Here is a 15,482-nt window from a genome sequence, read left to right on the forward strand (position 1 = left end):
AATATTTGCCGCATACGCAGAGGAGGGTCGTTGTGGTATCCCCCAGTGGGGCAGTCGCCGGCCTCCGCGAAATGGGCAAAGCAAGTATAGCATATTTTTCCGCGTTACGCAAATGCCTGTTTGCATTCTTGTTGCAGGTAGATCCTTGCGTGTTCGCCGTCCTGCCGAATCTGTTTGCCCAATGCCTCCACACTGGCAAACTTCTTTTCCGGACGAATGAAGTGCAGTAAATCGGTGCATACCGTTGCGCCGTACACTTCCGGCCCAGTATAATCCGGCATCCATGTTTCCGCAGACACAAAGTGTCCATCTACGGTGGGCCGTATACCCACATTGGTTACACCGCAGTAGATGTGTCCGTTCAGGGTAACACGGCTGGCATACACGCCGAACCGCGGCAGGACAAAGTTGTCCGGGATTTTTTGGTTCAGTGTCGGCGTTCCAAGCCGACGGCCCAGCTGCTGGCCGTGCTGTACCGTTGAAAGGTAGCTGTATGGTCTGCCCAGCAGGCGGGCTGCCTCGCCGACCGCGCCTGCCCGCACCAGTGCGCGAATACGGGTGCTGCTGATGGGTGCATTGTCAGCCATAACGGCTGGTTTGACTGCTACACGCAGACCACGCTGTGTACACAGGTGGGTAAGATCCGCGCTGGTCGCACTGCCGCCCTCTCCAAACGTAAAATTAAACCCGCAGCACACTTTTTTTGCGTGGCAGACTTTGATAAGAACCTCATCCACAAACTGCTCTGCGGTCAGGTGCATAATGCTTGCGAACTGCAGCCGGTACAGCTGCTTGATACCAAATTTCTCCAGCACCTGTTCTTTCTGCTGCTGCGTCATCAATTCGCCGCCAGTTTTTCCACCCAAATCACACAGGGGATTTCGGGCAAAGGTGAGCACGGTGGGAACGAGTCCCGGTTCACCCAATGTCTGAGAAATGACCGCCCTGTGCCCCAGGTGCAGCCCGTCAAAGGAACCGAGTGCCACTGCTGTCGGCTCCTCACAGGGTATCAGTTCTTGGTAGATTTTCATTTTGTACATCCTCCTGTGTGCAGAAAAGGCGCACAACACAAAGCTGGCCCTTCCCCTTCTCTTCTGCGCCAAGGCCGAGGAAATTCCCCTCAGGGTCCCTCACACGACAGTTCCCGCAAAGTCCCTCTGGCAGGTGCAGACGGTCCAGCGACAGTCCGCCGCCGTTTGCAAAGCGTTTCGCCTGCGGCATGGTCACTGTCACCTGCGGCAGGTCCGCAAACAAATGCTCCACCGGCAGAACCTTCTGCAGGAGCCGTTCCCGTCCCATAGCTTTCGCCTGTGTCAGTGAAACGGCATCGTCCAATGTAAAGCCTGCCGCAGCCGTCCGGCGCAGGGCTGTCATCATTCCGTGTGAGCCAAGTGCTTCCCCTATATCCGCACACAGTGTGCGCACATAAGTACCACCGGAACACCTCACCCGCAGTGTTCCGGTACGGTCTGTTTCCCTATAAGAAAGCAGTTCTAGCCGGTAAATAGTCACACGGCGTGGCGGGCGCTCCACGGTCTTTCCCTGCCGGGCCAAATCGTACAGACGCACGCCGTTATGCCGCAGCGCGCTGTACATAGGCGGTGTCTGCAGAATCTCCCCAGTAAAGCGCGGCAGAACCGCCAGCAGGCTTTCCCGGGAAATAGGTGTATCATCCCGCGACTGCACCGTTCCGGTGCAGTCCAGCGTATCTGTCGCCGTACCAAACGCGAAGGACGCTTCATATTCTTTGGGCCGTTCGGCCAAAAAAGGCAGCGCTCTTGTCGCCTTTCCCAGCAGCATGGGCAGCACACCGGTTGCCATGGGGTCCAGTGTACCAGTATGACCAATTTTTCGTTCACCGGTAAGGCCCCGCAGTACTGCTACTGCGTCAAAAGAGGTAAAGCCTTCCGGTTTGTCCAACACCAGCACTCCGGTCATAATTTCTCCAAATAGTCCGCTGTTGCGGCAACGATTTTCTTCATTGCCTCTTCCATATTACAGCCAATCATCGCACAGCCGGCGGCACCCGGGTGCCCGCCGCCGCCGAACCGGCTGCAAATAACTGAAGCGTTCACCGGTGGCTGCGCACGCAGCGAAACTTTTATTTTTCCGTCAGATTTTTCTTTGACGGTAATGCCCACCTGCACGCCCTCTATGGAACGGGGAATGTTGGCAATTCCATCCGTGTCATCATCGCTTGCACCGGTCTGCTGTACCATGGCGTACGTCAGCGGAATGACAGCAATTCTGCCGTTTCGATAATATTCGATATGATTCAGCGCCTGTTTTTCCAGCTCCAGCCGCTGGCGGCTTTTAGTTGCAAACATAGCGCGGTTAATTTTATGTGTCGGTACTCCCAGTTCCATCAGGCTCGCCGCCATTCGCAGGGTATGCGGTGTGGTGTTGATGAACTGAAAGCAGCCGGTATCGGTAATTATGCCAGTATACAGGTCCTCTGCTATTGGCTCGTCCAGCGGAACACCCAGCAGCGGCAGAAAGCTGCACAAAATTTCGCAGGTTGCCGCGGCCTTCGGTTCCACATGATACCGCTGTGCATAGTGCGTATTGCTTGGGTGGTGGTCAATGCAGAGCTGTATTTTACCGCCGTAGACCGGCTGCAGTTCCCCCAGCAGCTGCTCGTCCGCCACATCTAGCGAAACAATGGTTTTTGGTTCAAATTTCTGTTCTTCCATGCCCGCAAAGAGGAAGGAAAAGCGGGAGCCTACTGGGTCACAGCACAGCACCTGGGCGTGCTTGCCAAGACGGCGCAGCGCACGGCACAGGGCACTTCCGCTGCCAAGTGTGTCGCCGTCCGGCGATTGATGGCACAGAATGGTAATGTCCTGCTGCTGCAGAAGCCATGCGGCGGCCTCATTCAGGCTTACTTCCATGTTTCTCCTCCTTCAGGTCCTCCAGAATACGGGAAATATTCGCGCTGTACTCAATGGAATCCGTTGCCTTAAAGGTCAGTTCCGGTACATGCCGCAGGGAAAGGCGGCTTCCCAGTTCGTGGCGGATAAATCCGGCGGCAGACTTCAGTCCCTGCACTGCCCGCTGGGCGCGCTCCATGCCTTCCATATCGCTGACATACACTGTGCAGTACGAAAGGTCCCGGCTCACTTCTACCCGCACGATGCTCAGCAGTGTGTTGCTCACACGCGGGTCTTTCAGTTCACGGAAAACAGCTGTCAGTTCGCGGCGGATATCCTCTGTCGTGCGGTCCAGCTTATAACTCGGCATAAAAATTCCCTCCTGTCGGAAAATGCAGGCGCAGCATACGGAGTGTCCTTGTCCGCAGACAAGATTCCGTACCTGTGCCTGTAAAAAACGCATTTTCTGTAGTGTACAGCTTTATTCCGGCTGATAAGCCTCCATGGTATATGCTTCCAAAATATCACCGATTTTAATATCGGAGAATTTTTCCAGGCAGATGCCGCAGTCATAGCCTTCCACAACTTCCTTTACGTCATCCTTAAAGCGGCGCAGAGAAGCGATTGTATCATCTGCCACGACAATGCCGTCACGCACAACACGCGCACTGGCACCGCGGGTAATCTTTCCGGAGACCACATGGGCGCCAATAACAAGGCCAACACTGCTGATTTTGTAGGTCTCGCGGCATTCGGCACGGCCAAGCTGTACTTCGCGGTACTTCGGGTCCAGCATGCCTTTCATAGCGGATTCAATTTCCTGAATGCAGTCATAAATGACACGGTACAGACGAATATCCACACCATCACGCTTGGCGTTTTCCTCCGCGACCGGGTCCGGACGCACATTAAAGCCAACGATAATGGCGTTGCTGGCCGCTGCCAGCATGACATCGCTTTCGCTGATGGCACCAACAGCGCCGTGAATGACATTGACACGCACTTCATCATTGGAGATTTTCTCCAGTGATTGTGTAACTGCCTCAACCGAACCCTGCACATCCGCCTTAACAATCAGCTGTAACTCTTTCATATCGCCCAGCTGCATCTGCTCAAACAGGTTATCCAGGGTAACCTTGGTACGTGCGTTAAACTTCTCCTCTTTCTTAGCAGTGCGGCGCTGTTCCACCAGCTCACGGGCCAGACGTTCATCCGAAACAGCGTTAAAGGTATCGCCGCCGGCCGGTACACTATCCAGACCGGTGACTTCCACCGGTACACTGGGCTTTGCCGAGGTAATTTCCCTGCCACTTTCGTTTGTCATTGCACGTACACGACCGACGCTGGTGCCTGCTACAACAATATCGCCCTGATGCAGGGTACCGTTTTGGACCAGCATGGTGGCAATCGGACCGCGGCCCTTGTCCAGACGTGCTTCAATAATGACGCCCTTTGCCGGACGGTTCGGGTTCGCCTTCAGTTCCTTCATGTCTGCAACCAGCAGAATCATTTCCAGCAAGTCGTTCAGACCAGTTCCTGTTTTTGCGGAAACCGGAATACATGGCACGTTGCCGCCCCACTCTTCCGGCACAATGCCGTACTTTGTAAGCTGTTCCATAACCATCTGAGGATTGGCGCCGGGCTTATCTATTTTATTAACAGCAACAATGATATTGACCTTTGCTGCCTTTGCATGGTGAATTGCCTCAATGGTCTGCGGCATAACGCCGTCATCTGCCGCAACAACCAGGACCGCAATATCCGTTGCCATTGCACCGCGGGCACGCATGGTTGTAAAAGCCTCATGACCTGGAGTATCCAGGAACGTGACCATGCGGTCATTTACCTTAACCTGATATGCACCGATATGCTGTGTAATGCCGCCGGCTTCGCTGCTCGTCACATTGGTATGGCGGATAGCGTCCAACAGGCTTGTTTTGCCATGGTCAACATGGCCCATAACAACGACGACCGGCGCACGTGTTTCCAAATCTTCTTCTTTATCTTCGCTGTCATCAATAATCTGTTCCTCGATGGTGACTTCGACTTCTTTTTCCACCTTTGCGTGGAATTCCATTGCGACCAGAGAAGCCGTATCAAAATCGATTTCATCGTTGATGGAAGCAAACACACCGTTCTGCATCAGCTTTTTAATCACTTCGGCAACGGTTGCTTTCAGACGCAGTGCCAGTTCGCCGACTGTAATGCTTTCCGGAATCTGCACGGTAATCGGCTTTGCCTTGCGTTCTGCCGCAATACGGCGCAGACGCTCAGCCTCTGTTTCTCTCTTGGGCCGACGGCCGCGGCGGTAGCGGGCACTTTTCTGATTCAGTTTCTGCTTATGCACAACATTGTCTGTCTTGACTTTTTCGTTTGCCAGACGGTCATATTTCTCATTGTATTTATCCAGTTCAACATCATGGGAGCGGGTATCTACAATGCGCTCGTGTGAATGGCGGGAAGCGTTGTCGTTGCCAAGGCCAATATGTCCAATAATCGTTGCCTTTTGGCGGATAGAGTCCTTTTTCGGCTTTGCTGCAGCACCTTTCTGCTGCGGCTTTCCGGGCTGTCGGTTGTTCTGGTTCCTATTTTGGTTCTGATTCTGGTTTTGGGCACCGCGGGCATTTCTGCCGGGACGACGGCCGTTGTTCTCCTGTTTCTTTGCTGCTTCTTTCAGCGGAATTTCTTTTGCCGAACCCTCTTCGGATACCGTCACGGCTCTTTCCTCCCGCTGTGCAAAGTAATCATTTAGGTCTTTTTTATTATTCTTCTGTGTAAAAGTTTCAAATACCAAATCCAGTTCGTCCTCATTTAAAGCAGTCATGTGCTTTTTTGTTTCGCCAGTGTATTTCTGCAGGACATCAATGACGTCCTTGTTTGGGACATTGAGATCCTTCGCTACCTCGTGCACCCGGTATTTAATCATCATATTATAACATTCCTCCTCATCTCATCTGTCCGTACAAAGCGTCTTCAATTTATTGGCAAAGCCGGTGTCCTCCACTGCTGCGGCACCCGCATATTTTCCCAGCGCCGCGCCCATTTCTTCCATGGTGCAGCTCAATACACATACAGGTATGCCCATCTGCTGGGCGGCGTATTGAATGCCGCCCGCTGTGTGTGCGGAAAGGTCCCGCGCCAGCAGGACCAGCCGGGCTTTTCCGCTGCGCACACTTTCCAGCACAGGGTCATGGCCTAGCTGTATTCTACCGGCCCGGCGGCACAGTCCCAGCATGGACAGTATCTTATTCACAGGCATCCTGTTCCATCTCCTTCTCCATACGGTCATAAACTTCTTCCGGTATCTGGCAGGAAAAGGCCTTTTCAAAACGGCGTGCTTTGCATGCACGGCGCAGGCAGACAATACTGCGGCACACGTAGGCGCCCCGTCCCGGTTTGCGGCCGGTTAAATCCAGTGAAATTTCCCCTTCGGGGGAACGCACCACTCGGACCAATTCTTTTTTTTGTTTCATCTCACCGCATCCGGTACACATCCGCAGCGGAACTTTTTTCTGGTGCACTTGCAGGCCTCCTGACCAAACTGACATAAGCGTTCCAATAAATGAAGCACAGCCGGCGGGCAGTATGTAAAAAGAGGGACTGCCGCTTTACAGACACAGACTGCCGTGGGCGGATTACTCCTCCGGTTCAGCGATTTCCTTTTCCGGCTGCTGTGCCGACCCCTCAGTTTCCCCATCGCCGTAAAAACCGCTTTCCGGCTTAATGTCGATTTTCCAGCCTGTCAGCTTTGCCGCCAGGCGGGCATTTTGTCCCTTATTGCCGATTGCCAGGGACAGCTGGCTATCTGGTACGGTAACACGGCAGGCATGGGAACCGTCCTCTGCCAACTCCACCGAAAGGACATTGGCCGGGGACAATGCGTTGGCAATAAACTGCTGTGGGTCATCGCTGTATTCGACAATATCGATTTTTTCACCGCCGAGTTCGTCGACAATGACGCCGACACGGCCGCCGCGTGCACCAATGCAGGCACCGACGGCGTCCACTGCTGGGTCGTGGGACAAAACTGCCAGCTTTGTACGGGAACCGGCTTCACGGGAAACGGCCTTAATTTCAACTGTGCCGTCGTAAATTTCCGGTACTTCTGTTTCAAACAGGCGTTTGACAAGATCCGGATGCGTGCGGCTGATAATCGCATGCGGGCCTTTTTCGGTATCACGCACATCTACAACATACACTTTGATATGGTCGCCGTCGCGGAATGTTTCGTTCTCCACCATTTCGCTGCGCGGCAGCAGTGCTTCACTTTTGCCGATGCGGACGGTCGCCGCTCCGGAGCGCGGGTCCACCCGCTCTACTATAGCATCCACCAGTTCTTGGTGCTTTGCCTGGAATTCCTTGAGCATCAAACCGCGCTCACCGGCACGAATGCCCTGCCGAATGACACCGCGTGCCTGATGCGCGGCAATGCGTCCGAACTCTTTGGTGTGCAGCTGTACGCTTACCTGGTCACCCTCGACACAGGTTGGGTCAATTCTGCGCGCCTTTTCCAGCATAATCTCATTGTTGGGGTCCAGAACATCGTCCACAACTTCTTTGCGCAGGAATACTTCAAATTCATTTTTGTCTTTGTTCAAATAGACAGAAACGTTGTCGTTGTCATAGCTGTTTTTGCAGGCTGTAGTGATTGCCTTACAAATCTGCTCGACCATATAGTCCTTCGGGATACCGCGCTCTTTCTCCAGCATTTCCAGGGATTCCACAATCCCGATGTCTTCCTCACTCGTTTTCATGGTTGCCTCCATCATCGTCATCGTACAGTTTTACCCAGGCCGTGTCCGCTGTGGGAACCGTCATGGTTTCTCCCTGTTCGTTCTGTAGCGTCATAGCAGCATCCTTGTAAGCAGCCAGAGTCCCTATTACCTCACGGCTTCCATCTGCAAAGGGACGGATAAAGCGCACCCATACCAGTCTGCCTATGCAGGCGGCAAAATGCTCCGGTCTAGTCAGCTGACGGTTAATGCCGGGGGAACTGACCTCCAGCGTATAGGAACCGGCAACCGCGTCCAGTGCATCCAGTGGTTTGTCGACCGCGTGCGTCATATTGACGCAGTCATCAATGGAAATGCCGCCCTCTTTGTCGATATAAATACGCAGATACCAGTCGGCGCCCTCTTTCACAAAGCGCACGTCCCACAGCTGAAGCCCCAGTTCTTCTGCCAGCGGCTGTGCCAGTTCCCGCACCGCCTGCGCGGTATTAGGGCCTTTTTTTCTTGCTGCCATTGTTTCACCTCATAAAGTATATAATGCAAACAAAAGAGTGGGTCGCCCCACTCTTTCACCATTCCAGTCTATACCTTAGCCAGTTTAACATAAACACGGGTAAATTGCAAGCCGTTTCGCAAAAAAACGGCTTCGTGCCGCCCTTTTTCAGCTTTCCAGCTGTTTCGCCAGAAAATCGGCCGCCAGCTGTGTCAATCGGCCGCCTTCCGCGGGCGCGCCGGTACCGCCGACAAGCAGGACCACTGCGCCGTGAACATCACTTTGCGCCAAAATGGGGCTTATCGCCACAGCGGCGCATTCTCCCATACCCTCCACAGGGTGCAGTTCCTTTCCCTCTGCCTGCACAAAGCTGTGACGGGCATTGATGCAGTCTTCCAGTTCCTGACTAATGCGCCGTTCCAGGTATTCCCGTTTTGAAACACCAGCAGCGGCAACTACATGGTCCCGGTCGCACACCAGCGCGGGTACACCAGCGGTTTTGCTGAGCACCTCTGCCATCTGGGTAGAAAACAACGACATTTCTCCAATCGGTGAATATTTTTTAAAAATGACGCCACCCTGATTGTCTGTAAAGATTTCCAGAGCATCGCCCTCTCGGATACGCAGTGTACGGCGGATTTCCTTCGGGATGACCACCCGCCCCAGGTCATCTATTCTTCTTACGATCCCGGTCGCTTTCAATACCAAACATCCCCTTCATCAAAGTTACTCCCTATTCTTTCAGGTAAGGTTTAGTATTTACAGCAATTCAAAAAATACGCTATGTACCAGTATTTTGCAATAGAATATACCGATTATTGTCAAAAAGGGGGATTCCTCTACTCAGATGCGCGGTGCAGCGCCGTCACGGCGGCTTTATAGTCCGCCTTTCCAACAATAGCACTGCCCGCGACAAAGATTTCCACGCCGGCCTCAGCCGCCGCATGGATAGTGTCCGGATTAATACCACCGTCTATTTCCACCGGCAGCTGCGGTGCTTCTTTTTTCAGCCAGCGAACTTTTTCCAGCATGGCTGGGTTGAATTTCTGGCCGCCGAACCCCGGTTCCACGCTCATGATGAGAACCATGTCTACCTGTGAAAGATAGGGCCGTAGTGCGGTGACCGGTGTCCCCGGCTTAACGGAAATACCGGCCTTCGCTCCGGCCGCATGGATTTGCTGAATGGTCTGCGCCGGGTCGCCCTCCGCTTCCAGATGGAACGTGACCACATCGGCACCCGCCTGAATAAATTGTGGAATGTATGCTTGCGGCTGTGAAATCATTAAATGTACGTCCAGCGGCTTTTCCGTCAGCGGCCGCAGGGAATGCACCATATTCGGGCCAAATGTAATATTTGGCACAAAGTGGCCATCCATGACGTCCACATGTACCCAATCCGCACCGGCACGGTCCAGCTGACGGACCTCGGTGCCAAGGTCTGCAAAGTTCGCTCCCAAAATAGATACTGCGATTTTCATAGTTTGCTCCTCCTCGCCTTTCCTATCCTGATTGTACCACAAAAATACCGGCACGAAAATAAGAAAAAGACCGGCGGGGTATCTAACGCCCGTCGGTCCCATCTATGATTAAGCGGTTAAAAAGCTTTGCCCCGCACTTACAGTCTATGCACATAGCATCTGTTTGTGCGGCCCGCCCTGCAGTTCATTTTGTTTTTGGAAAAAGTGGATATGGTTAAGCAACGTTTTCCGTGACGTTTTCAAGTTCCCGTTCCACCATGGCGAGGTCCTCCTGCAGGCGTTCCTCTTCCCAGCATTGTCTTTCCGCACGGCGCCGCCGGGTAATTTGTGCGGCCCGGCGGTCATGCCGCTCTGTCAGCAGGGACAGCACGGTACAACCGATTAGAACGAGTCCCAGTACTGCCTCAACCGCAGCCAAACCGGCGCTGTCCTGCTGCAGGATAACTGACATACCGCCAGTCAGTGCAAGCAAGAGACACAGGGAACGGCTTTTCTGGACCTGCGGGTGAAAAAATGTGTTCAGCAGCAAAGACGCCGCCAGCAGCAGCAGTCCCACATAAATACATCCGTTCATGAAAAAAACCTCCTGTGTCCTTTTAACAGCAAAACATATTTTCCATATAAAGTAAAAAACTTGTGTAATTGTTATTATCATAGCATTTTTATCTCAGGTTTGCAAGACTTTCATTACAAATCCTTCATAAATTCGCGCAAATCGTAACAAATTCCATACAAAATAAAAAAGCCCGCATCTGCACGGATTTTTCCTGCAGACACGGAGCCCTATTGTTTTTCTGTTCAGTTGAGAATGTAAATATTCATGCTGCGGCGTCCGAAGTTTTCGCACTCCGATTCCGAGTTCATGTACAAGTCAACCATGGTAGAACTGGTGTTTACAAATCCACCGGTATCTGCCGCGACCGCATAGCCATACACATAGCTGCCGTCAGCGGAAGTGATGTACAAACGTGTGCCATAGGGAATCACGTTCGGATTGACTGCTACACGTCCCACTGCCGCGGGCAAGCCGGTGGCGGTGGTGCCGCCGCCAGTATATGCTGTGCACATACCGGTCAGCATACGGCTGTAAGAAAGGCCGCTGGCTGTGGTCTTTTTACTGCTGGAGGAAGCCGTTGCTGTCTTCTTAGCAGTAGATTGGCTGGAACTGCTCTTCTCGGCAGCCGGCTGCTCTGTTTCTTTCACTTTGGTTCCCTTGACAACAATGCGGTTCACAGCTTCTTTTACAACAGAAGCGGAAACTTTTTCGGTTTTATCTTTTTTACCATCTATGTACTTTGTGCGGTACACAATCTTTCTGGTACCATTGCGGCCGGATGACTGCACTTCTGTGTGGCCCGCCAGCAGGCTGCTGTCTTCCTTGACGACTGTTTCATAAGGAATTTCTTCCGTAGTGGAAGTCTCCTTATAAGTGACACGGGAAACGGAAACGGTCTTTTTGTCGGAATCGGTACGCACTTCATCGTTCGTATTCAGCGCAACACCCGCCTTGTGGACGGATTCTTTTGCGGAAGCCGACACCGGCAGGATTACCTGGGACTTCACCCCGTCTGCTTCTACCGTAACAATGTGGTTGCGGTTGACGTTAATTCGGGTGTTTTTCGACATCACCTGATCCAGCGGCACATTGACGGTATCCACTGTGCCCAGCTTTATACCGGCCTGCGCCAGCACCTGCCGTGCAGTATCACCGTAATGGGCGGTAACGATGGAGTAATTGCCGTCCGCCGCGACGGTCACGGGGTAAGCGGTCCGGACATCAACCTTTATGTTTCCCTCCGGACTTGCGGAACGCAGGACCAAGTCACCGTTGTTTATGGTAACGCCTGCTTTTTTCAGGATGTCGTTCGTGTCACTGCTCGTCAGCATGTAAAGTGCTTTGCTTTCTCCGTTTTTGGTCACGGTCGCGGTTTCTGTGGCGGCCATGGCTGTACCGGCGGTGCCCAACCCAAAGGTAAAGACAGCGCCCAGTGCAAGTAACGTTCTGCTTGCCTTATGCATTCTGGTTCACCTGACTCTCTTCAATTCTTCATAACATTCTGTCATTGTTTTTTTCAGCGTACATATGCAGCACCGAACCATGCGGTCGGCGGCTGGCTTTCTGCAGCCAACGATTGCATGATACCTGTTCAAACTGTCTATGTCAAGTTGTAAAATTTAAAGTTTTTGTACACTATGCACAACTAAATTCTCGGAAAAGTAATTAAAGATTCAAAATGTCCCTGCTTTTCGGGCCGGCTGGCGGCAGCATACTGCTGCTTTTCTGTACATTATGCATGAACTTTAACAATTACAATTCTGTTACAAAGATTACATGAACGTTTACTCCCTTATTTTGATGAAAAATACAGCTTTTTAGGTGAGTAATTTAAAAAAACAGCGGTATTTTTTTCCCGCTGTGGTAGACAAAGATTTTTTGCTTTCAGCGGGTTTGTCATTTCTCACTGAAATCCCACCGAATGACAAAATTAAATCCTGAAAAGTATCAAATCAGTCGCATTCTGTTTCATATTTGTAACTGTTTTTCACCCACTTCATCCCTGCTTTGTGTAATTCGACCATGTCCATTCTCTTCTCTCTTTCGTAAGGAAAACCAACGTTGAAAACTTTTTCTCCTCATTTCAATCTTGTATTCCCCATAAAAAGTATAATTATATTTCCGCATTGTGGTGCAAAGCATATAAAGGATTACCAGGGCTTTCCACCCCGCATGTTGAAAAGTGGTGAATAATTTTCTGCTGCATAAAAAAAGGCCCGGAAGCATTTGCTTCCGAGTCCATTTTTTCCATAAATAAATCAGCGCTTAGAGAACTGCGGTGCGCGACGTGCAGCCTTCAAGCCGTACTTCTTACGTTCCTTCATTCTCGGGTCACGAGTGAGGAATCCGGCCTTTTTCAGCGCCGGGCGCAGGCTGTCACTGTCTACCTTCAGCAGGGCACGTGCAATACCGTGGCGGATTGCACCAGCCTGACCAGTGACACCGCCGCCGGAAACACGGCAGACAACGTCATATTTGCTGGTCAGTCCTGTCAGCTCCAGCGGCTGGCGGACGATGAACTTCAGAGTGTCCAGACCGAAATAGTCATCAATGCTGCGGTCGTTGATGGTGACCTTTCCTGTGCCAGGATACAGACGTACACGGGCTACCGAGCTTTTTCTTCTGCCAGTACCATAGAAATAAGGTGTTTTATCATACATAATCTGCTAGTCCTCCTCCCTCAAAGTTCCCAGACTGTGGGCTGCTGGGCTGCATGCTGATGTTCTGCGCCTTCGACAGTGCGAAGACGGGTGAGCGCATTGCGGCCGAGGGTGTTGTCAGGAAGCATGCCCTTCACTGCCTTCTTCATAGCAGCGCAGGGGTCTTCCCGCATCAGGGTGTCATAGCGGACATCTTTCAAATGACCGATATAGCCTGTATGATGATACCAATGCTTCTTTTCCAGCTTTTTGCCGGTCAGAACAACCTTGGCGCAGTTGATAACGATGACATTGTCACCACAGTCAACATGGGGCGTATAGGTTGTCTTTTCTTTGCCGCGAAGCAGGACGGCGACCTGGGCAGCCACACGACCGAGGGGCTTGCCTTCGGCGTCGATGACATACCACTTGCGTTTGACCTCCTGGGCCTTCGCCATATAAGTGGACATGAGCGGAACCTCCAATATAAATATTACAATCGCCCCGCCCCAGGCGGGGCGGCTTTCGCTTAGCTTACAGCGTGCACAGCACAGAAAAATCCTGTACTGCAAAGGAATTGCAGTTATGATATTACCACAAGCAGTGTCTGCTGTCAAGGGTGGAATCCCGATTTTCGTAATTTACCTATCTGAATGCTCTCATTTTCGGGGTAAATCGGCCGATTCCTTGCTGTAGCTGGCGCGTCATTTCATTTTTTTCACGTGCGTTCTACCTCTCGGCAGAGTGTAAACCACTGACAGTCCCCACAGACGCTCTCCATGCCGCTCTGTGCAAGCTGTCTGCACCGACGGCGCAGTTCCCGCCACGGAAGCGTTTGTGCGGCCTGCAGACCGCACAAACGCAGGACCGCCTCATCATACCTCTTTGGTTTTTCACTGCTGCAATGCGTGCCGCATCGATTGGGGCAGCTGTCGCAAAGGCTGTCCGTCTGTGTACACAGGACGATTTCCGTGTCCGGTTCTTCCCGCAGATGGACTGCTTTTTTACTCATATTTTGTGTAAAAGCGTCGCTGTACCCTCTTCCTATATAATGTAATAGGCACAGGCCGTGATGCGGCCGCAGGGGCAGCGGTTCATTCTGCCGGGCAGCCATGATTTAAGCGTCCCAATGCGCGCTCCAGCTGCGGCACCAAAACGGTAACAGCAGCAATCTTAACAGCATCCCCAGGCAGGAACGGCACTACGCAGGTCATCATCGCGGCCGGCAGCGGTGTATGTGTAACCAGAATAAACCAACAGGTTCCTAATGTATAGAGGGCTGCCGTACCGACCAACATGGAAATAACCAGTGCGGCAGATTTTTTCAGCAACGCCTGTTTTCCACCGTTCAAGATGCGATACAGCAGACCTTCTGCCGCTGCCAGTACCAAATATCCCAACAGATAACCACCTGTTGGGCCTACAATGCAGGCAAAGCCGGAATTAAAGCCAGCGAAGACCGGTATACCGATGCAGCCCAGCAGCAAATAAACGGCCTGACTAAGAGCACCCAGTTTCGGGCCAAGCAGAGCTGCACTCAACATAACCGCAAAAGTTGCCAGACTAATGGGCACCTGTCCAATCGGAAGGGACAGCGGAGCCATCACACAAGTTAGCGCCGCACACAGAGCGCATAGTGCCATTTGTTTCGTTTTTTGTTTCATAAGAATTCCTCTCCAGCATTTTGAATGTATCTTTTATCCCCTTTATTAAAAAGCAGGCAGAAAAGCAGCGATGGAGTAATCCCATCGCTGCTCTCTTCCTGTAGAGTAAATTAGTTTCCAATCAAAAAATCCAGAATATTCATACCGGCACTGGTCTGAGCCCGATACAGCTCTGTATAACCGCACTGTGAGCAGGTAATGGTAATAAACCGTTTATTCTGTACATCAAACAGCTTGGCAAAGTTGCTGCCAGTTGCCTGAAACTGGTCGGTTTCGTACTGCATACATCCGCACTTTGGGCAAATATATTGTCTTTGCTGCATATTTTCTCCTTTCGCGGGGAATCTGTTATTCCTTTTCTCTATACTATATATAATAGAAACGGAGAAATCCGTGGAAACAAGTCCTATCATACTTGATTCCGGAAGAAAATACAAGTCTTTGTCAAAAGGACTACAGGATGCGTCCCACAGCCTCCGCCACTTTGCGCACCTCTTGTGTGAACTGCTGGAAATCTGGCAGCGTCAGCTGCTGCGCTGCATCACTCATAGCGGTCTTCGGATTCGGGTGTACTTCTACGATAATGCCATCTGCACCGGCAGCGACACCGGCCATTGCCAGTGGTGTGACCAAGCTGCGTTTTCCTGCCGCATGGGAAGGGTCTACAATAATCGGAAGGCTGCTGCGCTCCTTGACAACCGGTACCGCTGAAACGTCAAGTGTATTTCGTGTTGCCGTTTCGAATGTCCGAATTCCGCGCTCACACAGCACAACATTGGGGTTTCCTTCACTGAGTATGTATTCCGCGGCGTCCAGCCATTCCTCTACGGTAGAGGAAATGCCGTTTTTCAGCAGTACCGGCATACCAGAGCGGCCGATTTCCCGCAGCAGACGGAAATTTTGCATATTCCGCGCGCCGACCTGTACCATATCGCAGTATTTTGCCGCCACGTCTAAATCCTGTGGGTCTACCACCTCACTGATACAGGGAAGTCCCACCGCATCCGCCGCGTGACGCAGCAGGCGGTAACCCTCGTCCTCCAGCCCCTGAA

19 protein-coding genes (1 of these 19 only partly in view) are annotated in these 15,482 nt (G+C 52.1%); all 19 read right to left on the reverse strand.

What is annotated here, in order from left to right:
* Window positions 1-104: 104 nt before the first annotated feature.
* A complete protein-coding gene (gene ribF, locus GJQ69_RS09490; RefSeq protein WP_157659004.1) occupies window positions 105-1,031 on the reverse strand; it encodes a riboflavin biosynthesis protein RibF in 927 nt (308 codons plus the stop codon).
* Window positions 1,000-1,938 (reverse strand): tRNA pseudouridine(55) synthase TruB, encoded by a 939-nt coding sequence (truB, locus tag GJQ69_RS09495; protein ID WP_086036746.1) that lies wholly within the window; start codon window positions 1,936-1,938, stop codon window positions 1,000-1,002. Before truB ends, ribF begins: the two co-directional genes overlap by 32 nt.
* Window positions 1,935-2,891, reverse strand: coding sequence for a DHH family phosphoesterase (locus GJQ69_RS09500; protein WP_174193599.1), 957 nt, complete (start codon window positions 2,889-2,891; stop codon window positions 1,935-1,937). Before GJQ69_RS09500 ends, truB begins: the two co-directional genes overlap by 4 nt.
* Window positions 2,872-3,240 (reverse strand): 30S ribosome-binding factor RbfA, encoded by a 369-nt coding sequence (gene rbfA, locus GJQ69_RS09505; protein ID WP_086036748.1) that lies wholly within the window; start codon window positions 3,238-3,240, stop codon window positions 2,872-2,874. The genes GJQ69_RS09500 and rbfA overlap by 20 nt, the downstream gene beginning before the upstream one ends.
* Window positions 3,241-3,351: 111 nt before the next feature.
* Complete coding sequence (gene infB / locus GJQ69_RS09510) at window positions 3,352-5,799, reverse strand: translation initiation factor IF-2 (RefSeq protein ID WP_086036749.1); 2,448 nt, start codon at window positions 5,797-5,799, stop codon at window positions 3,352-3,354.
* Window positions 5,800-5,820: 21 nt separating this feature from the next.
* On the reverse strand, window positions 5,821-6,129 hold the full coding sequence (locus tag GJQ69_RS09515) for a L7Ae/L30e/S12e/Gadd45 family ribosomal protein (RefSeq protein WP_086036750.1): 309 nt from the start codon (window positions 6,127-6,129) through the stop codon (window positions 5,821-5,823).
* A complete protein-coding gene (gene rnpM, locus GJQ69_RS09520; protein ID WP_274379840.1) occupies window positions 6,116-6,391 on the reverse strand; it encodes an RNase P modulator RnpM in 276 nt (91 codons plus the stop codon). The genes GJQ69_RS09515 and rnpM overlap by 14 nt, the downstream gene beginning before the upstream one ends.
* Before the next feature lie 114 nt (window positions 6,392-6,505).
* Window positions 6,506-7,624, reverse strand: a complete 1,119-nt coding sequence (gene nusA, locus GJQ69_RS09525; RefSeq protein ID WP_086036752.1) for a transcription termination factor NusA — start codon at window positions 7,622-7,624, stop codon at window positions 6,506-6,508.
* Window positions 7,611-8,114 (reverse strand): ribosome maturation factor RimP, encoded by a 504-nt coding sequence (locus tag GJQ69_RS09530; RefSeq protein WP_086036753.1) that lies wholly within the window; start codon window positions 8,112-8,114, stop codon window positions 7,611-7,613. Before GJQ69_RS09530 ends, nusA begins: the two co-directional genes overlap by 14 nt.
* A 147-nt stretch (window positions 8,115-8,261) precedes the next feature.
* Window positions 8,262-8,795 (reverse strand): stage V sporulation T C-terminal domain-containing protein, encoded by a 534-nt coding sequence (locus GJQ69_RS09535; protein WP_086036754.1) that lies wholly within the window; start codon window positions 8,793-8,795, stop codon window positions 8,262-8,264.
* Window positions 8,796-8,932: 137 nt separating this feature from the next.
* Window positions 8,933-9,571: a ribulose-phosphate 3-epimerase gene (gene rpe, locus GJQ69_RS09540; RefSeq protein WP_086036755.1), complete on the reverse strand. Its 639-nt coding sequence runs from the start codon at window positions 9,569-9,571 to the stop codon at window positions 8,933-8,935.
* 214 nt (window positions 9,572-9,785) lie between these two features.
* Window positions 9,786-10,145 (reverse strand): hypothetical protein, encoded by a 360-nt coding sequence (locus GJQ69_RS09545; RefSeq protein WP_174193603.1) that lies wholly within the window; start codon window positions 10,143-10,145, stop codon window positions 9,786-9,788.
* 224 nt (window positions 10,146-10,369) lie between these two features.
* Window positions 10,370-11,590: a G5 domain-containing protein gene (locus tag GJQ69_RS09550; protein WP_086036757.1), complete on the reverse strand. Its 1,221-nt coding sequence runs from the start codon at window positions 11,588-11,590 to the stop codon at window positions 10,370-10,372.
* 795 nt (window positions 11,591-12,385) lie between these two features.
* Entirely contained in the window at window positions 12,386-12,787 is a 402-nt protein-coding gene (gene rpsI, locus GJQ69_RS09555; RefSeq protein WP_086036758.1) for a 30S ribosomal protein S9, read from the reverse strand.
* Window positions 12,788-12,807: 20 nt separating this feature from the next.
* The gene (gene rplM, locus GJQ69_RS09560) at window positions 12,808-13,236 is read right to left on the reverse strand and encodes a 50S ribosomal protein L13 (protein ID WP_086036759.1); all 429 of its coding nucleotides are present in this window, start codon (window positions 13,234-13,236) and stop codon (window positions 12,808-12,810) included.
* A gap of 248 nt (window positions 13,237-13,484) precedes the next feature.
* Window positions 13,485-13,880 (reverse strand): DUF1284 domain-containing protein, encoded by a 396-nt coding sequence (locus GJQ69_RS09565; RefSeq protein WP_086036760.1) that lies wholly within the window; start codon window positions 13,878-13,880, stop codon window positions 13,485-13,487.
* Window positions 13,861-14,430, reverse strand: coding sequence for a biotin transporter BioY (locus GJQ69_RS09570; protein WP_086036761.1), 570 nt, complete (start codon window positions 14,428-14,430; stop codon window positions 13,861-13,863). Before GJQ69_RS09570 ends, GJQ69_RS09565 begins: the two co-directional genes overlap by 20 nt.
* A gap of 110 nt (window positions 14,431-14,540) precedes the next feature.
* Window positions 14,541-14,753, reverse strand: coding sequence for a zinc ribbon domain-containing protein (locus GJQ69_RS09575; RefSeq protein WP_086036762.1), 213 nt, complete (start codon window positions 14,751-14,753; stop codon window positions 14,541-14,543).
* 130 nt (window positions 14,754-14,883) lie between these two features.
* Window positions 14,884-15,482, reverse strand: the 3' portion of a protein-coding gene (gene aroF, locus GJQ69_RS09580) for a 3-deoxy-7-phosphoheptulonate synthase (protein ID WP_086036763.1). Its footprint extends 415 nt past the window's final position; only the last 599 of its 1,014 coding nucleotides appear in the window; its start codon lies off the right edge, out of view; it ends in the stop codon at window positions 14,884-14,886.

Source organism: Caproicibacterium lactatifermentans, assembly GCF_013315815.1.
GTDB classification, from domain to species: domain Bacteria; phylum Bacillota; class Clostridia; order Oscillospirales; family Acutalibacteraceae; genus Caproicibacterium; species Caproicibacterium lactatifermentans.